The following is a 23,353-nucleotide window of genomic DNA, read 5'->3' as shown; positions in this document are numbered from 1 at the left end:
CGACATCACGCGGTTCCGACGGGCCACGTCACCATCGCGAGCTGCCTGCTCACCCGCGCGCCAACGACCTTGGCGCGCGACGGCAGAGCTTTGCCGACGGACGAGGTTCCCGCGGTCCCGATCTTCGCCGCCGATCGCGGCGGAGCAACAGCCTGACGTGGAGATACCGATCATGAGCCTTTCCATGCAACGCGCCGCCAGGCCTTCCACGACGCCATCAGTGGCCGAGTTCCACGCGCGCCTCGACGCCGTACTGCCACTGGTCGAGTCCCGCGCCGCCGAGGCCGAGGCGCAGGGCTATCTCACCGACGACGTCGTCGCCGCGCTTCGCAAGGCCGGCATCTACACGATGCTGTTCCCCCGCGAGGTCGGTGGCGCAGAGCTTCTGCCATACGACGCCATGACCGTGATCGAGCGCCTTGCCTATACGCATGCATCCGCCGGATGGTGTGCGATCGGCAACAACATGGAAGGCACGACGCTCGCCATCTATGTCGAGGACGAGGGCATCAAGAAGGTCTTCGCAAAAGGCGCCGACATCACCATCGCCGGCAACGGAGTCCCGCGGGGCTTCGCCCGTCCGGTCGACGGCGGCTACATGATCCGCGGCAACTGGGCCTATGGCAGCGGCATCCAGCATGCCGAATGGGTCCACTCCGGCTGCTTCGTCACCGACGCCTCCGGCAAGGACATGGTGTTCGGTCCCAACGGACAGCCCAAGATCGTCGTCACCCACCATCCGCGGGCGACCATCAAGCTGATGGGCAATTGGGACGTGCTCGGCCTGCGCGCCACCGGAAGCTTCGACTACACGCTCAGCGAGGGCGACGAGCTGTTCGTGCCGACACACATGACCTACGATTTCGACATCGGAGCGCCGCGTCGCGGCGGGGTGCAGGGCGCGCTGGGGCTCGCTGGCTATAGCGCCTGGTCGCACTCGAGCTGGGCAGTCGGAGTCGGCCGCCGCATGCTCGACGAACTCGTGAAGGTCATCGTCCCGCGCCAGGATCCCTTCGGCAAGTCGTGCGAGAGCGCCAGCTTCAAGTTCCAATTCGCGCAGGCCGAGGCTCGTTTTCGCGCGGCACGTGCGCTGGTGCACGAAACCTGGAAGGAGGTCTCCGAGACCTGCGCCGACGGCGAAAGCCCGTCGCTGGCGCAAATGACAATGATCAAGCTGTCGCTGCGCCACATCCACGACGTCCTGTCCGACGTCTCGACCTTCGCGCACCGTGCAGCCCGGGGCGCCTCGCTGCACAACACGCCGATGCAGCGCTTCTATCGCGACATCCACTCGGGTACCCAGCACATCCTGATGGCCGACCAGATCGTCGAGGAATGCGGTCGTGCGCTGCTCGGCCTTCCCGGGCCGGACGCGCAATGGACAGTGTTCGGGGTGACTGGCTGAGCGCGCAGGAGGTCGGCGTGAACGGATCCCGCATCGTTGGCTTCTGCGGCAACAGCTGGCGGCCGGCAAGATCGCGCGTGCTCGTTGAAGCCGTTGCGGCCGATCTCCTGACCCATCACGCGCTCAAGACCGACATCCTCGACCTCGTCGATGCCGGCCAGGGCATCGCCGCGTTTACCCGCAACGGGCTCGACGACCGCGCGCGCGATCTCGTCGAGGCAATCGAGCATGCCGATGGCCTGGTGATCGGCTGCCCGGTGTTCCAGGGCTCGTATCCCGGCCTGTTCAAACATGTCTTTGACCTGATCAAGCCCGGCGTGCTGCGCAATCGCCCGGTGCTGCTGACAGCGGTCGGCGGCGGGCTGCGCCACTCGCTGGTAGTCGAGCATCAGCTGCGTCCGTTGTTCGGGTTCTTCGAGGCCTGCACGGTGTCGACCGCGATCTATGCAAGCAGCGACGAACTGGCGTCGGGCGGCCCCCTGGCGCCGATGATCGCCGCTCGCCTCGCCAACGCCGTGGAACAATTCGCAGCGCTCGTCGGCGACCGCCGGGCCAACGCCGCATGATCCCTCTTCCGCTGCGGTGCCCAGACAGGCTGCCTTCAACCGGAGACATCCATCATGCTTGAGACCACCAAACCCTTGCCCGACCTCACCGGCTTTGCTCGCGCGGAATACGTTATCAACGACGTGCGCACCGTCGTTCACACCATCGGAAGCGGCCCTCCACTGGTGTTTCTGCACGGTACCGGCACGTTTACCGGCTTTGAGATGGCGCGCGATTGGGCGAAGCGGCACACCGTCATCATTCCTTATCAGGCCGGTTTCGGCGATTCCGGCGATGCGGTCTGGATCGATACGATCGAGGATCATGTCCTGCAGACCACGGACTTGCTCGACAGGCTGGGACTGGCGAAGTTCGATCTGGCCGGGTTTTCGCTCGGCGGGTGGCTCGCCGCCGAGTTCGCCATCCGCCAGCCGCATCGCGTCCGCAAGCTGGTGCTGGTCGCGCCCGCCGGCCTTGTGGTTGCGAGCGCGCCGGCCCCCGGCCTGTTCGAAATCGCGCCACAGGATTTGCCGGCCTATCTCGCGAACGATCCTTCAAACGCGCTCCGTTACTTTCCCAGGTCGCCGGATCCTGCATTCGATGCCCGCCTCGGACGCGAAGTGACCGGCTTCGCCAAGCTGATCCGCAACGATCCACAAGGAAATCCGAAGCTCGCGCACTGGCTACACCGGATCACGATGCCGACGCTGGTCTTGTGGGGCGCCGCGGATCGCCTGCGACCAACGGCGCAAGCCGAAGCCTGGAAGGCGGGGCTGCCCGATGCGCGCGTGACGCTGGTGCCGGATACCGGACATCTTGTGTTCGAGGAAACGCCCTCCGCTGCGCACCACGTCACCGATTTTCTTGCCGAGTAGCTCAGACAACAGAGGACACCACCATGATCGAGATGCCGCCGGGCGTAACCCCTGCCAAGGACGGTTTTGGGAACATCGTCTGGAACATTCTGGGCCAGACCTACACGCTCAAGCAACACTCCGAAGCGTCGATGGCCTGGCATGCCGTTTTCCCCGACGGCACCTTCGTGCCGCCGCACGTTCATCCGACCCAGGACGAGTTCGTCTACGTGCTGAGCGGCCGCTACGATCTCTGGCTCGACGGCAAGGACCTGGTGGCGACCGCCGGGGACCTCGTGCGCATGCCCAAAGGCATTCCCCACGGCATCTTCAACAAGTCCGGCGAAACCGCGACCAGCCTGTTCTGGGTTGCCCCGACGCGATCGCTCAAGGAGCTGTTCGAGCGCATCCACAACCTGCCCGATCCGCAGGAGGTCGTTCGGCGTGCCGCCGAGCACGAGGTCAATTTCCTGCCGCCCCCGGCTTGATGCTCGTCTTCCACCGAAGCTCAAACCGCAAGGATTGATCATGACGACCAACTGGACCACCATTTCCGAGAGCGACCGCCGGCGGATTGCTGTCTGGCAAAAGGGCATGCTGGCGCTCGCCATCTTTTGCGAGATATTCCTCGCGGCCGACTGGTATGCCTTCGCCGCCGTGCTGCCTTTCGTCTCCGAGAGCCTGAAACTCAATCCCGCCGAGGCCGGCCTGGCGCAGGGCATCTTCGCACTGACCTATGGCGTCGGCATGGTGGTGTGGTCGCCAGTGAGCCGCTCCATGACGGCGCGCAACATGCTGCTGGTTGGGCTTGCCGGCACCGGTCTCGGGATGGTGCTGCAGGTGTTCGTCCAAACCTACACCCAGCTCGTTCTGCTGCGGCTCGTGATCGGCTTCTTCGACGCCGGCATTTTCATCGGCAACATGAAGCTGATCTTCGGCTGGTTTCCGCAGAGCCGGCGCGGCTCGGTGGTCGGCATCATCCTTGCGGCCTACAGCCTTGCCATCACCCTGGATTTCGCACTCGGCATTCCCCTGACCATCGCGACCGGATGGCGGACCTTCTTCGCGGTGCTGGCGGTCGGCACCCTGATCGTCGCGGCGATCGACGCGCTCGTCGTCCGCAACAGCCCGCGCGAGATCGGCATCGCCGATTTCACCTGGGGGAACGAGACGCCTCAGGAGCACCTGCCGCTTGGCGAAATCTTCCGCTCGAAATGGATCGCGGTCGGTGGCTTCGGCATCGTGGCCTGCACCTTCGCCATCGCCGGCACGGCGACCTGGGTGGTGCCCGCCTTTATCACCGTGCAGCACATGCCGCCGGAAGCCGGCGCCGTGATCGGCACCGTGATGGGGCTGTCGCAGGTCCTGTTCCTGGTGATCGGCGGCTACATGTCCGACCGGCTCGGCAAGCCGTTCATGATCAAGCTCACCGCAGGGCTCGCCTTCCTGACCGCCCTGATGTTCCTCTGGAGCGTCGTCACGCCGATGCCGTTCGGGATGCTGGTGCTGTTCGCAGCCCTCAGCGGCGTCGCTCTGCTTGGCGGTGGCGCGATCTTCGCACTACTCAGCGAAAAATACTCCGACGCGCTCGCACCGGCGGCGATCGGCTATGCGGAGGTGTTCGGAATCTTCTCGGCTTTCGTGGCGCCCTGGATGATGGGGGTCATCATCAACGCCTCTTCCGGTGCCTTCACCGGGGCTTTCGTCGCCTTCGCGGTGGTCGAGTTGATCATCGTCGGCCTCCTGCTGATCCTCGCCCGCGAGGACGTCAGGCAGGGAGCGGTCGTCGGCAGTCCAGCCGAATGATTAGCCTGGAGCGGACGGGACCGTACCCCGCGAGCTCCCGGGCAGAAACCAGAACGGACGTCGGCACCTCCCGTCAGAGGGTCGCCCCCTCAGTCAGTGGCCGGCTTCCTTGCGATGACCGCTCTCGCTGAGGCGGTCGACCCAGGCGATGCCGACCGCCGAGATGATGAAGGTCAGATGGATCAGCACCTGCCACATCACGCCGGTCTCGGTGAAATTGCTGCGCGTGGTGCCGAGATTGCCGGCCTCGATGAAGGTCCTGAGCAGCGAGATCGAGGAGATGCCGATGATCGCCATCGCGAGCTTGATCTTGAGCACGCTGGCATTGACGTGGCTGAGCCATTCCGGCTCGTCGGGGTGGCCGGTCAGGTTCAGCCGGGAGACGAAGGTCTCGTAGCCGCCGACAATCACCATGATCAGGAGGTTGGAGATCATGACGACGTCGATCAGCCCGAGCACGACCAGCATGATCTGCTGCTCGCTGGCGTCGAAGGAGTGCAGGACCAGATGCCAGAGCTCCTTCAGGAACAGCAGCACGTAGACGGCCTGCGCGACGATCAGGCCGATGTAGAGCGGGAACTGCAGCCAGCGCGATCCGAAGATGAGCTGGGCGAACAGGCCGAGACGCGGCGGCACGACCTGCGCCGAAGGTGCTTTGGGTTCGGACGTCATGAATTACTCCGGATTGCCGAAAATTATCGCCTCAGAGACTCGCGATGACGGGTGCGAGCTCGAGCGAGCCCCGATAGATCATCTCGAAGGCGACGTAAATGATGATGGCGAGGCCGACATAGGCGATCCAGCGCTGCTTCTGGAGCACGCGGCCGAGCAGGTCCGCGGCGACGCCCATCATTGCAACCGACAGCAACAGGCCGAAGGCGAGAATGTAGGGATGTTCGCGCGCGGCACCGGCGACCGCGAGCACGTTGTCGAGCGACATCGAGACGTCGGCCGCGATGATCTGCACCGCCGCCTGGCCGAAGGACTTTCGCTGCGCCGGCGCAGCCGCCGCGCCGCCGCCATGGCCGAATGCGAGTTCCTTCGAGTGCGCGGCCTGCTCGCGCAGCTCGCGCCACATCTTCCAGCACACCCAGAGCAGCAGCACGCCGCCGGCGAGCAACAGGCCGATCACCTGCAGGAGCTGGGTCGCCACGCCGGCAAAGACGATACGCAGCACGGTGGCGGCGGCGATGCCGACGATGATGGCGCGGCGGCGCTGCTCGGCCGGCAGTCCCGCCGCGGCGAGGCCGATGACGACGGCATTGTCGCCGGCGAGTACGAGGTCGATCAGGACGACTTGAAGCAGCGCAGTGAGTGCTTCGGGCGTGATGAATTCAAACATGTTCGATCATTTTTTTGGCGTGGACGGATCGAGCCAATGCGGCTTCTTCCGCTCGACCCAATCCAGGACCTTCGAACGCGACGAACGCAGCGCAGGCACGTCCTCGGCAAGCAGCGCGAGGCCGAGCGGCAGCATCCAGACGCCGAGAATCGGCAGGAAGGAAAGCACGCCGCCGGCAACGAGCAGCGCGCCCGAGGGAATTCTGACCCAGCGGTTCGATGGTTTGAGCAGATAGGTGACCGTGTCACCCATGCGTGGCGGCAGCCGGTCGACGAGTTGGTCCAGGCGCGGGTCACCGCCGGCCATCTCGCCGGCGGAACCTGCGGCCTCATTGCGACGCTCGTTCGATGCTGCGCTCATGCCTACTCCTCTTCAGCCAACGGCTGTTCGATGCGCTCCTTACGCGGGTTGACCTGCTTCGCGCGCGGCAGCACCAGCGTCAGCAGGCGCAACAATTTGATCGCCTGCACTTCATGGGGATGGACGTCCTCGTCCGCCGCAGCAACGCGCTCCGACAGCTCGATCAGATGGGACGACAGCGGCAGGTTCGAAACCGGCCGCAGCGTGTCGATCACGACATTGGCGAAATCCGGCTCTTCGAGCCGTTCGGCGAGTTCGTCGAACATGGCATAGAGCCGTTCCTCCGGAATGTGCGGCGCCAGCTTGCGGTCCCTGACGAAGCGGACCACCTCGTCGCGCTCGACCGGCGAGACGCGCCGGTCGGCAACCGCGACCAGCGCGCCCACGATCACCAGCGCGGCGGCAGCCTGCTCGTTCAGGCTGGACGGTTCCGTGATCTCGATGGGATTTGAATGCTTGGCGTCAGTCATCGTTGCTCCTCAGTTTGCGAAATGACCGCACGGAGCTGCGATGGGGACGAATGGTCGGAGAGAACGAACGAGGCCCGACAATCGGCCAATCCATCGCATTCGCGCGGGACAGGTCATCCGACATCGCGAGGTTTGCCGACCAGGTCGGCGTCCTCGCCAGAGGGGCCCGGATTCTTGTTCGTGTCAGAGATAAAGGTGGGTCTGTCGGAATCAAGGCGAGATGACTGCGACCAGCCGCCGCATCGGTTCCATGTTGCCGGGCTTGGTTACGCAATGGTGTGCCAACCAGGCACATATGGATTTCACGAGGACCGTGGGCTTGCTCCGCCTGCGGGAGAGGCAGCCGACGGTCAATGCCGCCGCATCGTGCCCGCCATATGCGATTGCCCTGCCGCCCAACCTATCCCACCCGCTCGACGAGATGCGCACGGGACGGTCCGGGGTCGAACCGGTCGCCGAAATATTGCGTTTCGTGTGCCACGAGGCCGTCGCGGAATTCCATGATGCTGACGACATAGGACGGCACCCCGTCATAGCTCAGCGCGAACTCGCTTACCCAGAGATCACCGCCGCCGATGATCCGCCGAACCGTGAAGCGCTTCTTGTTCGGCTGCACCGTCCGGCTTTCCCGGATGTTGCTGCGGCCGCGGATCCGCTCACCCGACTGCGGATAGTCGAGCACGGCGTCCTCGCGATAGATATCGTGCTCGGCTTCGAAATCGTTCGCATCCGAGGCGTCCCAATGGCGCCTGAGCGCTGCCAGTGTCACTTGATCATCCATTTCGCCTCTCCCGTTTCTCGTCTCACAGATCGGCGCGCGGACGGCCGCAGACAAGGCACTCTCGCAACGTCTAACAACCACTAACGGGCCAAAACCACGATCCGGGTGCAGATTGACGGCTGCCGCAATCTGGAATTCGCCAAATTGCGCAGGCACGGTGGTTTTGGCCGAGGAAAGTCCATGGCTCGTCTGCTCTCCCTCAATGTCGGCCTGCCGCGCGACGTCGCCTGGCAAGGCAGGACCGTCCATACCGGGATCTGGAAGACTTCCGTCACAGGCCCGCGCCATGTACGCCGGCTCAACATCGACGGCGACGGTCAGGGAGATACGGCGGGTCACGGCGGCGAGCAGCGCGCCGTCTTCGTCTATCAGGACGAGTCCTATCGATACTGGCAGAAACATCTCGGCCGTTCCGACCTCGTTCATGGCCAATTCGGCGAGAATTTCACCGTCGAGGGCCTGGCCGACACCGAGGTCTGCATCGGTGATCGCTACAGGATCGGATCGGCTCTGTTCGAGGTCACGCAGCCGCGCGTCACCTGTTACCGGCTCGGCATTCGCATGGACGAGCCCGATATGCCCGCGCTGCTCGTCAAGCACGGCCGGCCAGGCTTCTACTTCCGTGTCATCGAGGAAGGCGACGTCGAGGCCGGCGACAAGATCGTGCAGGTCGAAAGCGGTCCGGAAGGCATGAGCGTAGCCGAGATCGATGCGCTGCTTTACTTGCCCCCTCATCCGCCCGAGCGCCTCGCGCGCGCGCTGAAAATTCCGGCGCTGAGCCGCGGCTGGAATCACTCCTTTGCAGCGCTGCTCGCGCAGAAGGACAGCGCCGCCGCGGGAAACGCCGGGCTCGGCCCAACCGCTGGTCCGGCGCCGGCCTGGCGCGGCTTCCGCCCGTTCCGCGTGTCGCGCAAGATCGCCGAAAGTGCCAGCGTGACCTCGCTGATCCTCGAGCCCGCTGATGGACAGCCGTCGGCAGCCGCCCTGCCCGGTCAATTCGTCGTCGTGCGGCTGGGGCCATCGGCGATGACGCGCAGCTATTCGCTGTCGAGCCGCGCCGACGCCGCATCCTATCGCATCAGCATCAAGCGCGAGGCGCACGGCGCGGCCAGCTTCTATGTCGCCGAGACGATCCAGGCTGGCGATATCGTGCCGGTCGGTGCGCCGCGCGGCAGCTTCACGCTCCACTCCGATGCGCGGCCTGTGGTGCTGCTGAGCGCGGGCATCGGCGTGACGCCGGTGCTCGCCATGCTGCACGCCCTCGCCGCGGAACGCACGACGCGGGACGTCTGGTGGCTGCATGGCACACGCAACGGCCGTGAGCATCCATTCGCTGCCGAAGCGCGCGAACTTCTTGCGGGATTGGCGCATCATCACAGCCATGTCTGCTTCAGCGCACCCGATCCGGCCGACCGTCCAGGAGCCGACTTCGACAGCGCGGGTCGTCTGGATCGACAGCGGCTCCAGATGCTCGACGTTCCCAGGGACGGCGATTTCTATCTCTGCGGACCGACGGCCTTCATGAGCGATCTCACCATCGGCCTCGCCGCGCTGGGCGTCGCGCCCGATCGCATCCACACCGAGCTGTTCGGTAGCAAGCCCTCGCTGACACCGGGTATCGCCGCCGCGCCGAAGACGACTCCACATCAGCCGGCAGGAGCACGCGGCCCGGGTCCGATGGTGTCGTTCGCCCGCAGCGGCCTCAATGTCTGCTGGGGGCCCTCCTACGCCAACCTGCTCGAGCTCGCCGAGGCATGCGATGTCCCGGTGCGCTGGTCGTGTCGGACGGGGGTTTGCCACAACTGCGAGAGCGGGCTCGTGGCCGGAGAGGTCATCTACACGGCGGATCCACTCGACCCGCCCGCGGAGGGAAATCTGCTGATCTGCTGCGCACGACCGCAAGGCGACGTCGTAATCGATCTCTAGAGATGAACCAGCGATAGACACGGGAGTGTTCGATGCGAACTGACATCATGCCGGGCGTGACCTTCCCGGATTACGAACTCAGCGACCACACCGCAAAGCACCGCAAACTCTCCGAGTTGCAGGGGGACGATCCCATGATCGTCGTGCTCGGCCGCGGCGGATTCTGCCCGAAGGATCGTCGCCAGACCGAAGGGCTGGTTCAGCTCCATCGCGAGATGGAGGTCGGCTATTGCCGGCTGGTCACGATCACGACCGACACCATCACCGAGACCAATGAATATCGCAGCGGCGCCGGCGCGCACTGGCCCTTCCTCTCGGACCCCAGGCGGATCGTCCAGAAGGACCTCGACATCGCCGAATACACCGATCCCGTCCACAATCCCATGATCCCGCATGTCGTCGTGCTGGAGCCCCGCCTCGTCGTTCACAAGATTTACAACGGCTACTGGTTCTTCGGGCGTCCGACCATGGAGGAACTGCGCCAGGACCTCAGGGCCGTCAGCATGAAGTGCCGCCCGGATTGGGACATCACCGCGCCCGGATTCAAGGCGCTCTGGGATCAGGGCCGCAAGGAGCATTTTTATCCCTACGGCAAGGCTTATCGCGAAACGCTCAGTGGCCGGGACTAGCGCGTGTCCTCATAAAGTTCAGCTTAGCAACGCAAAGCGGAAGTCTCCGCCCCTGAAAGTGTTTGGCGGCTTGGGACCCCAACCGGACATCTATTCGGATCTTCGTCGACCAGCGATTGTCGAGGCGACACTTTAGAAAAAAAGCGCGAATGAGTCAGAAGTCTTGACCGACCTGAAGCCGCGCAACTGCTAGTGTTAGAAGTCCGGACGTGTGACCTGTGCGCGGAGGCAGCGGTGACAAACTCGGAAGTCTCCAACGACCCATCTGGCAAACCGCCGCCATCCGATGATGAGCCGCCCGACAAAGCGGTATCCGACAAGGAGCAGTCTGGGAAGTCGCCATCCGACCGCAATTTAAAGGTTCGCCTGCGAGCACGATTGCAGGTGATCGCCGGTGCGCTCGCCTCTATTGCCGCCGTCGGTGCAATCGCGGGCGGCCTGGTCGGTTACTGGACTGTTTGGAAGACGCTCCGCACAGATGTGTTTCCAGAAAGCCAAAAGACGCAAAAACAGGCTACGGCCCGGCCCGACCTTGCTCCCCGTTTGTCCCTCGTCGTCCTGCCATTCGCAAACCTCAACAACGATGCAGAGCAGGATTATTTCGCCGACGGTATTACGACCGATCTGACGACCGACCTCGCGCAAATGCCCGATACATTCGTGATCGGGCGCGGGACGGCTTTTACCTACAAGAACAAGCAGGTGGATCTCAAGACGCTGGGCAAGGACCTTGGTATTAGATGGGCCGTACAGGGCGCCGTGCAACGGGCCGGAGATCGGGTCCGGATGAACGTGTCGCTCGCTGACCTTTCGACCGGTCGCGACGTCTGGTCGGATCGTTTTGACGGCGATCGGATGAATCTCGCCGACTTGCAGGAGCAAGTCACGGCGCGGCTCGCCCGCTCTCTCAACGTTGAACTCATCCAGGCCGAAAGCCGACGCAGCCTGATGGACCCGCCAACGAATCCAGATGCTAAGGATTTCAGCATGCGCGGCTGGGCGAAGGTCTATCAACCTCAAACCAAGGTTACGAACGCGCAGGCAATGGACTTGTTTGACAGCGCGCTGCGCCTCGATCCAGACAACATTGACGCAATGCTCGGGAAAGCGTGGTGCATCGTCAGTGGCGTGCTCTCCGGATCGTCAACGTCCGTGATGGAAGACAAGAAGATTGCGACCAGCTTGGTTGATCGAGTGCTTGCCAAACGCCCGGCGAGTGCAAACGCGCACGTAACCAAGGGAAACACTTTGCTATACGGAGATCCCGAGAGAGCGTTGCCTGAATTCGACGCCGCTCTGGAAATCGACCCCAATTCGCCGGTCGCGCATGCAACAAAGGGAATCGCATTTGTCACGGCGGGACGCGCGCACGAAGCATTCTCCCCGGTCCAGATCGCCTTGCGCCTAAGCCCCAAAGATCCGTCCGCTGACGTTTGGCACTTCTTCCTTTGTCATGCCCACGTGCATGTGCGCCAATACAACGAAGCCATTGAGGAATGCAGGCGCTCGATCAATCTGAACAAATTGAACTGGATGCCGTATGCGGATCTGATTTCAGCTTATGAAGCCACGGGCCAACTGGAAATGGCCCACCAAATGATAGCCGAATTAAATGCAGTCCGGCCGGACTTCACGGTCCAGTGGTTCCGTCAAGTGGGCTACGCGCGTTCGAGCAATCCGCAGTTTCGCCGTGAGTACGATGACATCGTCGATGGGCTCAGAAAGGCTGGCGTCCGCGATCGATGATGTGACCAGGACTTCATTGCTAACTTGCGAGCAGAGGTCTCCTTCCGGCCCCTTAGCCGACCAGCTGGTGCGACCTGGCCCTGTCCGCTATTGAAAACGGAATGGACAAGGCGCCGCCTCCGCGCGGGCTGATCGGGTTTACGAGTACACGCCCTAGCGGTGCGGGCGGCCCGGATCTCGCCGGGAACGCAGCCCGGGCATATTTGTTGGTGCTGTCAGGACATATCCCCGACAGGAACCTCATGTGCCGCTGGATCGCATACCGGGGCGAGACCACCTCGTTCGAGCCTTTCGTCACCGAGCCCGAACATTCGCTGGTCGCGCAAAGCATCCGCTCGCTGCAATCCACGGCGGGCTCCAACGGCGACGGATTCGGTCTCGGCTGGTACGGCGAGCATCCGGAGCCCGGGCTCTATCGCGAGACGCGGCCGGCGTGGTCCGACGAAAACCTGCGCTACCTCTGCCGGCATCTGCGCTCGCATTTGTTCTTCGCGCACGTGCGGGCCGCGACCGGCACGGCGGTGACGCGGCAGAATTGCCATCCCTTTGCCTGCGGCCACTGGATGTTCATGCACAACGGATTCGTCGGGAGCTGGAATCGGCTGCGGCGCAAGGTCGAGGCGCTGATCCCCGATGCTTATTATCCGTCGCGGCTGGGCACGACTGATTCGGAAGCCGTGTTCCTGGCGATGATGGGTGCCGGCCTCGACGGCGACCCGCTTGGAGCGACGCGGCGCGTGCTGCAGGCCCTGGTCGGCCTTGTCAACGAAGGCAATCTGCGCGAACGGCTGCGCTTCACCAGTGCGATCGCCAACGGCCGGGATCTCTATGCCTTCCGCGTTGCGGTCAACGACGCCGCGAACACGCTCTATTACCGGGAAGACGGCGGTCAGGTCATCGTCGTGTCCGAACCGTTCGACAAGGAATCGGACTGGATCGAAGTGCCGCCAAATCACGCGCTGATCGCCCGCGCGTCCGAAAGCGTGAAGATCGTTCCGTTCGACGCGACAATTTGCGGTAGCGCCGACAGGGAACCCGTCCCTGCCAGAAGGATTAGTGCCCGCAGGTGATTTTTGCCGGGTGGGACATGACTTTTGCTTCGGATGTATTGAAATTGCTGCGCCTCGATTCATCAGATGACAAGCAGCATCTCGTGATTCGCTCCGCTGGCGGCGGGGCCAAGGCAGCTGAATACTCCTTCGGCATCGAGGAGGAGTATTTCCTGGCCGACCGCCGCAGTTTCGAGGTCGCGATCCACACGCCCAACGAGTTGTTCGAGTCGGCGAACTGGTCGACCGGCGGCCAGGCCATGCGCGAGATGCTGCAATCTCAGCTCGAGGTCGCCACCAACGTCCACGTCGACGTCAACGACGCCCGCGAAGAGCTTCGCTTCCTGCGGCGCGAAGTCGCCAATGTCGCCGCGCAATATGGTTTCGTGATCATGGCCTGCGGCACGCACCCGACCGCGGTGTGGCGCATGTCGCAGCCGAGCCCGAAGCCGCGCTATGAGGACATGATCGAGGATCTGCGCAGCATTGGCCATCGCAACATGATGTGCGGTATGCATGTGCACGTCCAGCTGCCCGATCCCGAGAAGCGCATGGCGGTGATGCGGGCGATGCTGCCGGATCTGCCGCTGTTCATCGCGCTGTCCGCGTCCTCCCCGTTCTGGAATTCGCACAAGACCGGACTGAAGGGCTACCGTCTCGCCGCCTATTCCGAGCTGCCGCGCACCGGCCTTCCCGAACTGTTCGAGAGCCGGCAGGACTACGACGACTATGTTGGCGCCTTGCAGCGCTCCGGCGTCATTCCCGACGAGAGCCACATCTGGTGGGCGATGCGCCCCTCGATGCGGCACCCGACCCTCGAGCTTCGCGCGCCCGACACCTGCACTTTGGTCGACGACGCCGTCGCCATCGCCTCGCTCTATCGCTGCCTGACGCGCCACCTCTATCTGCGACCCCATCTGTCGAAGGAGGTCACGGCGGTCGAACGCGCGATTGCGGTGGAGAACAAGTGGCGCGCCCAGCGCTACGGCACCGATTGCATCTTTGCCTCCAAGGACGGGCCGGTCGCGATCTCGGAGATGCTCTCCCGAATCATCGACGACACCGCCGGGGACGCCGAGGCGCTGGGCTGCACAGCCGAGATCGAGCATTGCCGCACCATCGTGGAGCGCGGCAGCTCGGCCGAATTCCAGCTTCGCGCCTACCGCGACAACGGCGACGACATCGCAGCCGTGTCACGATGGATCGCGACATCGACGATCTCGGGGACGAGCGCGCCGATCGGGCGCAGTGCGCCTGCGGCGTCATAGCGCCCGCGCAAGCTTCGCGGCCGAGAACGTCATTTCTGAATTTGATACGCCGTTGGGGGAATGCATGACTGACATCGCCTGGTGCGCCGGTTGCGGCCACAGCCTGGTCCCGATCCTGTCCGAGAACGGCCGCGCGCGGCCGAGCTGCTTCTGGTGCGAGGGCGTCGATGCGCGAACCACGGAGATGGCAAAGTGGGCGGACAGCCCGGCCGGAAAGCCGGATCGGGCCGCGCCTCACGCTTTCGATTGAGCCGCCCTCCGCGTCAAGCCCGCGCCACCACGCGCGGACGGAATACGGAATCGACCGTCGGCGAACGAGCCGCGACCGGCTTTCGCGTCGGCCGGCGCCGCGGGATGAAGAAATTATTCACGAGGATCGGCTCGTGATCGCCGAGCGCGGTCCGCTCCTTCACCAGCAGGCTCATGACCGAGCGCATCTTGATGACTTCCTGCGCCACGAAGCTGCAGTCCTCCTCGCGATTGATCTGCTCATGCATGATGGCTTCGGCTTCGCGCATGCTGACGCGGAGCGCCCTGATGGTTCTGCGAATTTCGTTGATACGGTTGTCCATGGCCTGCCTCCCTCTCGGTCACAGCATAAGAACAAAACATGAACACTCTGTCAATCGCCGTGGTGTCGGGTCGCGACGTTATCGCTGATCCCGAGGGCGGCTTCGCGCCGATCCGTGCCTGTGCCGCTGCACGCGCGTTGGCGAGGCTTGCCGACAAATTAGACAGGTCGCGTCGCCGCGCCGGGAGCCCGCGGTCCCGTCACGCGTCCGACGATCGGAACCAGCCGTCGATCTAACCTCCCGTGCAACCACCGGATTTTTCCCAAACCGGCACATCCGCATCGCGGCGCCGGGCCCGTTTGCTGCTTCGCAAACCAACTGGCCCAAAATTCGCAATGACGATGGCAGCGAAGCAACGGCGCAGAGCGGAGAACGTCATGAACGTGCATGCTGCGGGCGACCTCGGGACGACCGGCCTCACCCATCCGAACGGCGCGCCGCTCCGCCTCAACACGCAGGACTTCGTCGCCATCGACCGCGACCGGAATGCGAAATTCGAGGCGACCTATCGCCCGCAAGCACTCTACAACCGCGCCAACGAAGGCTTTCACGCCAACAACGAGACCTTCCTGCTCCACGAAGTCGCGACCAACCTGCCGATCTACCGCCCCGACACAGGTCCCACCGATTTCCACCTGCATCTTCCACCCGGCGGCTTCCAGCTGGTGCTGGTGACCTCGGGCGCGTTCACCTTCGACTATGACGGGCGCTTCTACAATGTCGGCCCCGGCGCGGTGATGCTGCAAAGCGCGATCGTGCATCGCCAGCTGTTCTACACCTGGTCGGGACTGTCGACCGAAGAGAATTTGAAGACGCCGCAGACGGTGGTGCCGGATCCGGTCTCGATGGGCTATTCGGGCAAATTCCTCGAAGCCTTCATCACCGATCCCACCACCTTTCCGAATCCCACCATCGTCGGTCCCGACCAGATCAACGAAGCCGAGACGCCGCGCGTGGCCTGGAGCCATCCGCTGCACGATCGCCCGGCCAATGCCGGCTTCTGGCTTCAGGATCCGCTGGCGCTGGATGCACTGTTCAAGCCACTCGCGGACAGCTCGATCAAATCGGCGCTGCCGGTTTACGTGCGCGACATCGGCATCGAAGCACCGAGCGGCCAGCTCGTCACCGGCCACATCATCGCAACCGACCCGCGCGGCGGGTCGCTGCTGCCGAAGAGCACATCGTCATCAGCGGACGCCGCCTCGTTCGCCAAGGGCGAGGTGGTGATCTATCGCGTCATTCGCGGCACGGCCGAATTCAAGAACAAGGCGGGCGAGATCTTCGAGCTCGCGGCCGGCGACGTCGTGACCGCAAGCAAGAGCTCGATCAGCCTCATTGCGGTCGGCGAGAACACGCAGGTGCTCCGGCTCGGTCTCCTCAAGGGCATGAACGACCTTCGCAGCTGGACGCCGACGCAGCGCGACGAGATCGACGGTCTCGCCGGCCAGATCATCACGCAGAAGGACATTCGTCCGCTGCGCACCGAAGGCAGGCCGGTCGGATATCTTTACGGGTAGCCGCACAAGAAACGGCCCGCCGAAGCGGGCTTGGCAAGCGATCTCAGACCTGCCGCGACATCGTCGACTTCAGCGCGCGGCGCGATTGGGTTAGGAACTTCCCTCCGTCGCTTCTGTTGTGTCTGCACGACATGACCCGTGAACGCGCATGCCGTCCCCAAAAATGGAGATTTGACCATGCGTGCGCTCTGTTGGCCCGGCAAAGGCGACGTCCGGGTCCGATACGGATCCCAAGATCCAGCATCCGCATCAAGATTGCCGCCTGCGCCATCTGCGCCTCGGACCTGCATCTCTTTGACGGTTACCAGCCGAATGAGACCGGGACGTTAAACCAGAAGTGTCCCTTCCCCACTCTCGAATAGCTGGCTGTGGTCAGCGAAAGTGTCATATGCGCTTACTGAAAAAACGTTCGCCATCGCTGGCGACTACGACCCTTCATACTCTTGCACAGCATCCCTTGGCCTCCACCCTTGTCGCGGCAGCCGGCCTGATGGCAGCGGCCGCGGTCGTCAATCGGCGCCTTGCCGACAAGGCGCAGCGCGACAACCCACCCCAAGGACGATTCATCGACGTCGACGGAGTTCGCCTGCATTACGTGGAGCGCGGATCCGGACGTCCCCTGGTCCTGCTCCATGGCAATGGCAGCATGATCCAGGATTTCGAGTCGAGCGGCCTGATCGACCTCGCGTCCAAGGACTATCGCGTCATTGTGTTCGACCGTCCCGGCTTCGGCCACAGCCTCAGGCCCCGCAACGTGGTGTGGACGCCTGCAGCCCAGGCCGACCTCTTCAAGGATGCCCTTGCGCAACTCGGCGTCGAGAAGGCGATCGTGCTCGGACATTCCTGGGGAGCGTCGGTTGCGATCGCCCTGGCAAGCAGGCATCCCTCAATGGTCGAGGCCCTGATACTGGCGTCGGGCTATTATTTCCCGACAGCCCGCACCGACGCGATGATGGCGATGGCAGGGCCGGCGATCCCGGGATTTGGCGATATCCTCAGTTACACCATCTCCCCGATCCTCAGCCGTCTGATGTGGCCGGCGATGCTGCGTCAGCTGTTCGGACCCAAATCCGTCCCGCAAAAGTTTGACGGCTTCCCCAAATCACTGGCCGTGCGTCCATCGCAGCTTCGGGCCGGCGCGGCCGAGGCGGCGCTGATGGTCCCTGCTGCAATGCTGTCTGCGAAGACCTACGGCGAACTGGCCATGCCGGTCACCATCCTGGCCGGCGAGGATGACCGTCTCATCGACATCGACGAGCAGTCCGGCCGGCTGCATGACGAAATCAAGCACAGCAAGATGCGCCGCGTCCCGAATGCGGGTCACATGATCCAGCAGTCGGACACGGCCGACCTGATGGCCGCTGTCGACGAGGCCGCGGCCGGAACGCTGCACTGAGAGCCTGATCACGCCAGGCGAATCCGATTCAATGCGAGGTCTGCCTCGCACTGAACGCGGGTGAAGTTGCGTTGCATGACAGCTGACGCGGCCTGGCCGCGGTATCGGCCGGCCATGCATTCTTCAAATGCGCCCCAGAAGAATGTCACGATGGACGAGCGCACGTCCGATGATCAGCCCGCCGGGCGACAAGAAAACAACCCGGTGATTGCCGCCCCTACTCCGCGGCCTGGCGCACGTGGCGCGCGGTCGGGGTGCGCATGGTGACCAGCTCTTCGGCCGCGGTCGGATGCAGCGCGATGGTCGCGTCGAAATCGGCCTTGGTCGCCTTCATCTTCACCGCGATCGCGACGGCTTGCGTGATCTCGGCGGCGGCCTCGCCGACGATGTGGCAGCCGAGCACGCGGTCGCTCGCACCGTCGACGACCAGCTTCATCAGCACGCGGGTGTCGCGGCCCGACATCGTCGCCTTGATCGGGCGGAACGAGGTCTTGTAAATGTCGACGTGACTGAATTGGGCACGCGCCTCGGTTTCCGTCAGACCAACCGTGCCGACCTCCGGCTGCGAGAACACCGCGGTCGGAATGTTGGCGTGATCGACCTGCACCGTACGCTTGCCGAACACGGTGTCCGCGAAGGCATGGCCCTCTCGGATCGCGACCGGCGTCAAATTGAATCGATGGGTGACGTCGCCGATCGCATAGATGCTGTCGACCGAGCTCTTCGAGAAATGGTCGACCGCGATGCCGCCGTTCGCGGGGTTGATGGCAACGCCGGCGTTCTCCAGCCCGAGATTGGCCACTGCCGGGTGGCGGCCGATCGCGAACATCACCTGGTCCGAGGCGATGCTCGATCCGTTCGACAGATGCGTGGTGAATTCATCGCCGTGGCGGTCGACTTTGCTCACCGTGCAGCCGGTGAGAATGGTGATGCCCTGCTTCTCCATCTCGGCACGAACATGGCTGCGAACATCCTCGTCGAAGCCGCGAAGGATGTTGTCGCCGCGATAGATCACGGTGACGTCGGAGCCGAAGCCGGCGAAGATGCCGGCGAATTCCAGCGCGATATAGCCGCCGCCCTGGATCACGATCCGCTTCGGCAGCTTCTTCAAATGGAACGCCTCGTTGGAGGAGATCACGTGCTCGATGCCGGGGATCGCGGCGCCATGGTTGGGCGCGCCGCCGGTGGCGATCAGGATGTATCTTGCGGTGATCTTGCGGTCGTTTTCAAGCAGGCGGACGGTGTGCTTGTCCTCGATCACCGCGCGGCTCTTGACGATCTGCGCGCCCGACTTCTCGACGTTGGCGGTGTAGGCCGCCTCGAGCCGCGCGATCTCCTTGTCCTTGTTGGCGATCAGCGTCGGCCAGTCGAAGCTGGCGGGCGGAACGGTCCAGCCGAAACCCGCGGCATCCTCGAGCTCGTGGCGGAAATGCGAGCCGATCACGAACAGCTTCTTCGGCACGCAGCCGCGGATCACGCAGGTGCCGCCCATGCGGTACTCTTCCGCGATCATCACGCGGGCGCCGTAACCAGCCGCGATACGGGCGGCACGCACGCCGCCCGAACCACCACCGATGACGAAGAGGTCGACGTCGAATTCAGCCATTGTCCACTCCGACCCCTATCAGGAATCACCGATCAGATAGTGTCTGTCAGATCTCCTTGCCACGCTTGCGCATCTCGGCGCGGAAGGCCCCCATCACGGTCTCGGAGAAGTTCTGGGCCCAGGAGTTCATGAAGGCCATGCTGAGCCCGATGGCGCGCGGCTCGGCGTCGATCAGCTTCTTGCCCAGCGGCGACTTGTAGAAGGTGACGAGATCCTTCAGCTCCTGCTCGGTGAACTCGCTGGCATAGATCTGTGCCATGCCATCGCCGATCTCGTTCTGGCGGCCATTCAGCTGCTGTTCGACGATCGGGGCGACCTCGTTGAGGTCCTTCTGGTAGTTCAGGTTCTGCTGGATCAGCGCGATCTTGGTCTTCTGGACGAGACCGGGCACGGCGCCCGCGTACATCGCGGTGGCGTTCTTGATCTGCAGAATCTCTTTGGCCGCCGCGACCGCTGCGGGCGAGGCTTTCGGCTGCGCGGGTGCGGCAGCTGCCTTGGGCGCGGCCTGCTGCGCGGCGGCCGGGACGACCGAGAGGGCCAGTCCCACAGCGAGGGTCGCAGCCGGCAAAAACTTCAAGACGCTCTTCATTCCCAGTCTCCTTTCGGCTTACGCCGTTCAATCACGCGAATTCCCTCGCCGCCCGCCAATACAGCCGAGCTGGCCAAGCCGATGAATAACCCGTGCTCGACCACGCCGGGGATCACGCTCAACGCCTTGGCGAGACGAGCAGGATCCTCGATCCGTCCGAGCTTTGCATCGACGATCCAGTGGCCGCCGTCGGTGACCAAAACGTGGCCGTCCTTGTCCCCGCCTTTGGCGTTGCGGACCGCCATTTGCCCGGAAACGCCGCATTCGGCAAATGCCTTCTCGATCGCCCGGCGCGTCGCACCAAGCCCGAAGGGGATGACCTCGATCGGGAGCGGAAATTTGCCCAGCGTCGGCACCCATTTGGTGTCATCGGCGATCACGATCATGCGATCCGAGGCCGCAGCCACGATCTTCTCGCGCAGCAGCGCACCGCCGCCGCCCTTGATCAGGTTGAGCTCGGGATCGATCTCGTCGGCGCCGTCGATGGTGATGTCGAGATGGTCGATCTCATCCAGCGTGGTCAGCGGCACGCCGCACCTGATAGCATCGAGGCGAGTCGCCTCGGAGGTCGGCACGCCGATCACCTTGAGCCCGGCGGCGACGCGCTCACCGAGCAGCTCGACGAAATGCTTGGCGGTCGAGCCGGTGCCGAGCCCGAGCTGCATGCCGTCCCGCACCTCCTCGAGCGCGCGCGCAGCGGCCTGTCGCTTCAACTGGTCCATATTCACGTCTGCGCCCACCCTTGAGTCCCGAACGTGCCGCCGATCGTGGCCGCTTTCGGCGGCCTATGTAGCCTCGTTTTCCGCCGGAGAACAGGGTCTGGGGAACCAGACTATAAGTTGATCTTATGGCGCCGCCCCTTGCACTGGCATGACCGGGCCGGTAGCGCTTGGACCATGACCTCCCCTCACACCATCGTCTTCGATCTCGACGGTACGCTTGTGGATACGGCGCCCGACCTGATCACCGCGCTGAACCATGTGCTCGACCGCGAAGGGCTGCCGCCGGTGCCGATGGCCTCGGCCCGCAACATGATCGGCGCCGGCGCCCGCAAGCTGATCGAGCGGGGGCTGGAGGCCGAGGGCCGCAGCGTCACCCCCGCCGACATGGACCGGATGACCGCGGATTTCATCGCCTATTACGCCGACCATATCGCGGTCGAATCCCGCCCCTTCGAGGGGCTCGAGGCCGCGCTGGACCATTTTTCAGCGCAAGGCCATCGCCTCGCCGTCTGCACCAACAAGCTGGAATGGCTGTCGAAGCGGCTTTTGGACCAGCTCGACCTCAGCCGCCGCTTCGCGGCGATCTGCGGCGCGGACACCTTTGGCGTCCAGAAGCCCGACCCCACGATTTTTCGTGAAACGGTGGCGCGCGCCGGCGGAGCGGTCAAAGCGAGCATCATGGTCGGCGATGCCGGAACCGATGTCGGGGTCGCTCGCCGGGCCGGAGTGCCCGTGATCGGGGTCAGTTTTGGCTATACCGATGTGCCGATCGCCGAGCTGAAGCCGGACCGGCTGATCCATCACATGCGTGACCTTCCGGCCGCCGCCAGCAGCCTGATGACCGTATAGCGCCAGCAAGTTATTGATATATAATGGTATTCAGAAATCTCCTGCATTAACCATTCATTAACTATGCGCAGCCCGCCGGTTGCCTGCCCCAAACGACGCTCCTAAGGTCCGGGCGGGGTTATGGGGCGGTTCGTCGCAGTCGAAGTGGATGGGTCATGCGTCGTGTCATCGCGGTTGCGTTAGCCGGAGCGAGTCTTTTGGGAGCGGCAAGCCTTGGGGGCTGCTCCTCAATGTCCTGGGACATGTTCAAATCGGCCCCGCCGACCGTCCAGGTCCGGCTCGAATCCAACCCGCCGGGTGCCGACGCCACGACCTCGCTCGGGCCGGGATGCAAGACTCCTTGCTCCGTCTCGGTTCCCGCCCCCGAGGCTCCCTTTACGGTCGCTTTCGCGCTGCCAAAGTACCAGCCGGCGAGCGTCCCGGTGAACGTGATCAGAAGTCCCGGGGATTTCACCACGCCCGCCTCGGTGACATCAGACCCGAATCCGGTGTTTGCGGAACTCCAGCCGGCCACCCCGCCGAAACCGGTTCGCAAGCCGCACCGGCCGAGGAAGCCCAAACCGGCTGCAGCCGCGCCGGCCGCGGCACCAGCCGAAGCCGCATCGCCCGCGGGCTCGCCGTTCCCCGATCCGAACGCCGGCAGGCGGTGATCTAAGTATACCACCCGATTGTCCTCGTCGCGTCCGATGCTTAGATTGTGTCCCGAGCACCGCTGAAGCAAAGGTGCGCCCGACGCCGCAAGTGACAAGGCCTCTTCATGAACGGATCCACCGCGCTGTCGACCCCGATGACCGATCCGTTCGGGCGGACCATCAGCTATCTGCGCGTCTCCGTCACCGATCGCTGCGATTTGCGCTGCTTCTACTGCATGTCCGAAGACATGACGTTCCTGCCCAAAGCCGACCTGCTGACGCTGGAAGAGCTCGACCGGCTCTGCTCTGCTTTCATCGCCAAGGGCGTGAAGAAGCTGCGGCTGACCGGCGGCGAACCGCTGGTCCGGCGCAACGTGATGACCTTGGTCCGCTCGCTGTCGCGGCATCTGTCGAGCGGCGCCCTGAACGAGCTGACGCTGACCACCAACGGCACCCAGCTTGCGAAATACGCAAGCGAGCTCGCCGATTGCGGCGTCCGCCGCATCAACGTCTCGCTCGACACGCTCGATCCCAAGAAGTTTCGCGAGATCACCCGCTGGGGCGAGATCGACAAGGTACTGGAAGGCATCGAGGCCGCGCGCGCCGCAGGCCTCGCCATCAAGATCAACGCGGTGGCGCTGAAGAACCTCAACGAGGACGAGCTTCCCGAATTGATGCGCTGGGCCCACGGCAAGGGCATGGGCCTGACACTGATCGAGGTCATGCCGATGGGTGAGATCGGATCGGGCCGCATCGACCAGTATCTGCCGCTGTCGCTGGTGCGCGCACGCCTCGCCCAGCAATTCACGCTGACGGATCTGGCCGAGAGCACCGGAGGTCCGGCCCGCTATGTCAGTGTCGCCGAAACCGGCGGCAAGCTCGGCTTCATCACGCCGATGACCCATAATTTCTGTGAATCCTGCAACCGGGTTCGCGTCACCTGCACCGGCACGCTGCACACCTGCCTCGGCCACGAGGATGCCTCTGATTTGCGCAAACCTCTGCGTGCATCCGACGACGACACGCTGCTTGCGGATGCGATCGACCGCGCCATCGGGCTGAAGCCCAAGGGCCACGATTTCATCATCGACCGCCGCCATGACCGTCCCAGCGTCTCCAGGCACATGAGCGTCACCGGCGGCTGACACCGGCGGATTACGGTCTTATTCCCCTTAACTATCAACAAACTTCCGATTGACTGGCGGCACGCCCGCTGGTTTGGTGCGCGTGCCTCATGCCTGCGCGGCGAGACAAGCCACGCGCCCGTTCGGCGCAGTCAAGACGGCCG

General features: G+C 64.0%; 25 protein-coding genes. 16 read left to right on the top strand and 9 right to left on the bottom strand.

The annotated features are described in order from the left end of the window. Nucleotides 1-172: 172 nt before the first annotated feature. From CIT39_RS13865 to CIT39_RS13845, 5 genes are read left to right on the top strand one after another with little or no spacing between them, the layout of a single operon-like run. Entirely contained in the window at nt 173-1,405 is a 1,233-nt protein-coding gene (locus CIT39_RS13865) for an acyl-CoA dehydrogenase family protein (protein WP_094975098.1), read from the top strand. Beyond that, on the top strand, nt 1,378-1,971 hold the full coding sequence (locus tag CIT39_RS13860; protein WP_094974793.1) for an NAD(P)H-dependent oxidoreductase: 594 nt from the start codon (nt 1,378-1,380) through the stop codon (nt 1,969-1,971). Before CIT39_RS13865 ends, CIT39_RS13860 begins: the two co-directional genes overlap by 28 nt. A 54-nt stretch (nt 1,972-2,025) precedes the next feature. Further along, complete coding sequence (locus tag CIT39_RS13855) at nt 2,026-2,826, top strand: alpha/beta fold hydrolase (protein ID WP_094974794.1); 801 nt, start codon at nt 2,026-2,028, stop codon at nt 2,824-2,826. Nucleotides 2,827-2,849: 23 nt separating this feature from the next. After that, the gene (locus CIT39_RS13850; protein WP_035701455.1) at nt 2,850-3,293 is read left to right on the top strand and encodes a cupin domain-containing protein; all 444 of its coding nucleotides are present in this window, start codon (nt 2,850-2,852) and stop codon (nt 3,291-3,293) included. A gap of 40 nt (nt 3,294-3,333) precedes the next feature. After that, a complete protein-coding gene (locus CIT39_RS13845; RefSeq protein ID WP_244607577.1) occupies nt 3,334-4,611 on the top strand; it encodes an MFS transporter in 1,278 nt (425 codons plus the stop codon). Nucleotides 4,612-4,704: 93 nt separating this feature from the next. On the opposite strand, the gene CIT39_RS13840 is transcribed toward CIT39_RS13845, so the two are convergent. The 5 genes from CIT39_RS13840 to CIT39_RS13820 form a co-directional block, all read right to left on the bottom strand. After that, nucleotides 4,705-5,283, bottom strand: coding sequence for a TIGR00645 family protein (locus CIT39_RS13840; protein ID WP_094974795.1), 579 nt, complete (start codon nt 5,281-5,283; stop codon nt 4,705-4,707). 31 nt (nt 5,284-5,314) lie between these two features. Further along, the gene (locus tag CIT39_RS13835; protein ID WP_094974796.1) at nt 5,315-5,953 is read right to left on the bottom strand and encodes a TerC family protein; all 639 of its coding nucleotides are present in this window, start codon (nt 5,951-5,953) and stop codon (nt 5,315-5,317) included. A 6-nt stretch (nt 5,954-5,959) separates the two neighbouring features. Further along, nucleotides 5,960-6,313 carry a hypothetical protein gene (locus CIT39_RS13830; protein WP_094974797.1) on the bottom strand — a complete coding sequence of 118 codons (354 nt, stop codon included), beginning with the start codon at nt 6,311-6,313 and terminating at the stop codon, nt 5,960-5,962. Nucleotides 6,314-6,315: 2 nt separating this feature from the next. Next, nucleotides 6,316-6,783 carry a tellurite resistance TerB family protein gene (locus CIT39_RS13825; protein ID WP_094974798.1) on the bottom strand — a complete coding sequence of 156 codons (468 nt, stop codon included), beginning with the start codon at nt 6,781-6,783 and terminating at the stop codon, nt 6,316-6,318. 400 nt (nt 6,784-7,183) lie between these two features. Next, complete coding sequence (locus tag CIT39_RS13820; protein ID WP_094974799.1) at nt 7,184-7,564, bottom strand: nuclear transport factor 2 family protein; 381 nt, start codon at nt 7,562-7,564, stop codon at nt 7,184-7,186. A 180-nt stretch (nt 7,565-7,744) separates the two neighbouring features. On the opposite strand from CIT39_RS13820, the gene CIT39_RS13815 reads away from it, so the two are divergent. The 6 genes from CIT39_RS13815 to CIT39_RS13790 all read left to right on the top strand — a co-directional run bounded on the left by CIT39_RS13815 (nt 7,745) and on the right by CIT39_RS13790 (nt 14,432). Continuing rightward, on the top strand, nt 7,745-9,490 hold the full coding sequence (locus tag CIT39_RS13815; RefSeq protein WP_094974800.1) for an MOSC and FAD-binding oxidoreductase domain-containing protein: 1,746 nt from the start codon (nt 7,745-7,747) through the stop codon (nt 9,488-9,490). A 32-nt stretch (nt 9,491-9,522) separates the two neighbouring features. Next, entirely contained in the window at nt 9,523-10,119 is a 597-nt protein-coding gene (locus CIT39_RS13810) for a redoxin domain-containing protein (RefSeq protein ID WP_094974801.1), read from the top strand. Between the two features lie 234 nt (nt 10,120-10,353). Then, complete coding sequence (locus CIT39_RS13805; protein WP_094975100.1) at nt 10,354-11,865, top strand: tetratricopeptide repeat protein; 1,512 nt, start codon at nt 10,354-10,356, stop codon at nt 11,863-11,865. 242 nt (nt 11,866-12,107) lie between these two features. Next, on the top strand, nt 12,108-12,935 hold the full coding sequence (locus CIT39_RS13800) for a class II glutamine amidotransferase (protein WP_094974802.1): 828 nt from the start codon (nt 12,108-12,110) through the stop codon (nt 12,933-12,935). 17 nt (nt 12,936-12,952) lie between these two features. Next, complete coding sequence (locus CIT39_RS13795; protein WP_094974803.1) at nt 12,953-14,182, top strand: carboxylate-amine ligase; 1,230 nt, start codon at nt 12,953-12,955, stop codon at nt 14,180-14,182. A 64-nt stretch (nt 14,183-14,246) separates the two neighbouring features. Further along, complete coding sequence (locus CIT39_RS13790; RefSeq protein WP_094974804.1) at nt 14,247-14,432, top strand: hypothetical protein; 186 nt, start codon at nt 14,247-14,249, stop codon at nt 14,430-14,432. 13 nt (nt 14,433-14,445) lie between these two features. Here the strand turns inward: CIT39_RS13790 and CIT39_RS13785 are convergent, their stop codons facing one another. Beyond that, nucleotides 14,446-14,754, bottom strand: coding sequence for a hypothetical protein (locus CIT39_RS13785; RefSeq protein ID WP_094974805.1), 309 nt, complete (start codon nt 14,752-14,754; stop codon nt 14,446-14,448). Between the two features lie 377 nt (nt 14,755-15,131). On the opposite strand from CIT39_RS13785, the gene CIT39_RS13780 reads away from it, so the two are divergent. Both CIT39_RS13780 and CIT39_RS13775 read left to right on the top strand, forming a co-directional pair. Continuing rightward, nucleotides 15,132-16,271: a hypothetical protein gene (locus CIT39_RS13780; RefSeq protein WP_094975101.1), complete on the top strand. Its 1,140-nt coding sequence runs from the start codon at nt 15,132-15,134 to the stop codon at nt 16,269-16,271. Nucleotides 16,272-16,659: 388 nt separating this feature from the next. Then, the gene (locus tag CIT39_RS13775) at nt 16,660-17,667 is read left to right on the top strand and encodes an alpha/beta fold hydrolase (RefSeq protein ID WP_094974806.1); all 1,008 of its coding nucleotides are present in this window, start codon (nt 16,660-16,662) and stop codon (nt 17,665-17,667) included. A 217-nt stretch (nt 17,668-17,884) separates the two neighbouring features. On the opposite strand, the gene gor is transcribed toward CIT39_RS13775, so the two are convergent. Genes gor through rpiA form a run of 3 tightly spaced genes read right to left on the bottom strand, consistent with a single transcriptional unit; the run spans nt 17,885 to nt 20,590 of the window. Further along, nucleotides 17,885-19,273 (bottom strand): glutathione-disulfide reductase, encoded by a 1,389-nt coding sequence (gene gor, locus CIT39_RS13770; RefSeq protein ID WP_094974807.1) that lies wholly within the window; start codon nt 19,271-19,273, stop codon nt 17,885-17,887. A gap of 46 nt (nt 19,274-19,319) precedes the next feature. Next, nucleotides 19,320-19,862: a DUF2059 domain-containing protein gene (locus CIT39_RS13765; RefSeq protein WP_094974808.1), complete on the bottom strand. Its 543-nt coding sequence runs from the start codon at nt 19,860-19,862 to the stop codon at nt 19,320-19,322. Then, the gene (rpiA, locus tag CIT39_RS13760; protein WP_094975102.1) at nt 19,859-20,590 is read right to left on the bottom strand and encodes a ribose-5-phosphate isomerase RpiA; all 732 of its coding nucleotides are present in this window, start codon (nt 20,588-20,590) and stop codon (nt 19,859-19,861) included. Before rpiA ends, CIT39_RS13765 begins: the two co-directional genes overlap by 4 nt. 168 nt (nt 20,591-20,758) lie before the next feature. On the opposite strand from rpiA, the gene CIT39_RS13755 reads away from it, so the two are divergent. The 3 genes from CIT39_RS13755 (at nt 20,759) to moaA (ending at nt 23,210) form a co-directional block, all read left to right on the top strand. Beyond that, complete coding sequence (locus CIT39_RS13755; RefSeq protein WP_094974809.1) at nt 20,759-21,433, top strand: HAD family hydrolase; 675 nt, start codon at nt 20,759-20,761, stop codon at nt 21,431-21,433. A gap of 155 nt (nt 21,434-21,588) precedes the next feature. Further along, a complete protein-coding gene (locus tag CIT39_RS13750; RefSeq protein WP_094974810.1) occupies nt 21,589-22,083 on the top strand; it encodes a hypothetical protein in 495 nt (164 codons plus the stop codon). Between the two features lie 107 nt (nt 22,084-22,190). Next, entirely contained in the window at nt 22,191-23,210 is a 1,020-nt protein-coding gene (moaA, locus tag CIT39_RS13745; RefSeq protein WP_094974811.1) for a GTP 3',8-cyclase MoaA, read from the top strand. Nucleotides 23,211-23,353: the final 143 nt, after the last annotated feature.

The organism is Bradyrhizobium symbiodeficiens (assembly GCF_002266465.3).
Lineage (GTDB): Bacteria > Pseudomonadota > Alphaproteobacteria > Rhizobiales > Xanthobacteraceae > Bradyrhizobium > Bradyrhizobium symbiodeficiens.
The sequence above is the reverse complement of the archived record's forward strand: the minus strand, read 5'-3'. Positions and strand labels throughout refer to the sequence as shown.

Bases quoted from the DNA above. Each gene is read 5' to 3' on its own strand.
- CIT39_RS13865 (WP_094975098.1), top strand. From the start codon at position 173: ATGAGCCTTTCCATGCAACGCGCCGCCAGGCCTTCCACGACGCCATCA.
- CIT39_RS13860 (WP_094974793.1), top strand. From the start codon at position 1,378: ATGGACAGTGTTCGGGGTGACTGGCTGAGCGCGCAGGAGGTCGGCGTG.
- CIT39_RS13855 (WP_094974794.1), top strand. From the start codon at position 2,026: ATGCTTGAGACCACCAAACCCTTGCCCGACCTCACCGGCTTTGCTCGC.
- CIT39_RS13850 (WP_035701455.1), top strand. From the start codon at position 2,850: ATGATCGAGATGCCGCCGGGCGTAACCCCTGCCAAGGACGGTTTTGGG.
- CIT39_RS13845 (WP_244607577.1), top strand. From the start codon at position 3,334: ATGACGACCAACTGGACCACCATTTCCGAGAGCGACCGCCGGCGGATT.
- CIT39_RS13840 (WP_094974795.1), bottom strand. From the start codon at position 5,283: ATGACGTCCGAACCCAAAGCACCTTCGGCGCAGGTCGTGCCGCCGCGT.
- CIT39_RS13835 (WP_094974796.1), bottom strand. From the start codon at position 5,953: ATGTTTGAATTCATCACGCCCGAAGCACTCACTGCGCTGCTTCAAGTC.
- CIT39_RS13830 (WP_094974797.1), bottom strand. From the start codon at position 6,313: ATGAGCGCAGCATCGAACGAGCGTCGCAATGAGGCCGCAGGTTCCGCC.
- CIT39_RS13825 (WP_094974798.1), bottom strand. From the start codon at position 6,783: ATGACTGACGCCAAGCATTCAAATCCCATCGAGATCACGGAACCGTCC.
- CIT39_RS13820 (WP_094974799.1), bottom strand. From the start codon at position 7,564: ATGGATGATCAAGTGACACTGGCAGCGCTCAGGCGCCATTGGGACGCC.
- CIT39_RS13815 (WP_094974800.1), top strand. From the start codon at position 7,745: ATGGCTCGTCTGCTCTCCCTCAATGTCGGCCTGCCGCGCGACGTCGCC.
- CIT39_RS13810 (WP_094974801.1), top strand. From the start codon at position 9,523: ATGCGAACTGACATCATGCCGGGCGTGACCTTCCCGGATTACGAACTC.
- CIT39_RS13800 (WP_094974802.1), top strand. From the start codon at position 12,108: ATGTGCCGCTGGATCGCATACCGGGGCGAGACCACCTCGTTCGAGCCT.
- CIT39_RS13795 (WP_094974803.1), top strand. From the start codon at position 12,953: ATGACTTTTGCTTCGGATGTATTGAAATTGCTGCGCCTCGATTCATCA.
- CIT39_RS13790 (WP_094974804.1), top strand. From the start codon at position 14,247: ATGACTGACATCGCCTGGTGCGCCGGTTGCGGCCACAGCCTGGTCCCG.
- CIT39_RS13785 (WP_094974805.1), bottom strand. From the start codon at position 14,754: ATGGACAACCGTATCAACGAAATTCGCAGAACCATCAGGGCGCTCCGC.
- CIT39_RS13780 (WP_094975101.1), top strand. From the start codon at position 15,132: ATGAACGTGCATGCTGCGGGCGACCTCGGGACGACCGGCCTCACCCAT.
- CIT39_RS13775 (WP_094974806.1), top strand. From the start codon at position 16,660: ATGCGCTTACTGAAAAAACGTTCGCCATCGCTGGCGACTACGACCCTT.
- gor (WP_094974807.1), bottom strand. From the start codon at position 19,273: ATGGCTGAATTCGACGTCGACCTCTTCGTCATCGGTGGTGGTTCGGGC.
- CIT39_RS13765 (WP_094974808.1), bottom strand. From the start codon at position 19,862: ATGAAGAGCGTCTTGAAGTTTTTGCCGGCTGCGACCCTCGCTGTGGGA.
- CIT39_RS13755 (WP_094974809.1), top strand. From the start codon at position 20,759: ATGACCTCCCCTCACACCATCGTCTTCGATCTCGACGGTACGCTTGTG.
- CIT39_RS13750 (WP_094974810.1), top strand. From the start codon at position 21,589: ATGCGTCGTGTCATCGCGGTTGCGTTAGCCGGAGCGAGTCTTTTGGGA.
- moaA (WP_094974811.1), top strand. From the start codon at position 22,191: ATGAACGGATCCACCGCGCTGTCGACCCCGATGACCGATCCGTTCGGG.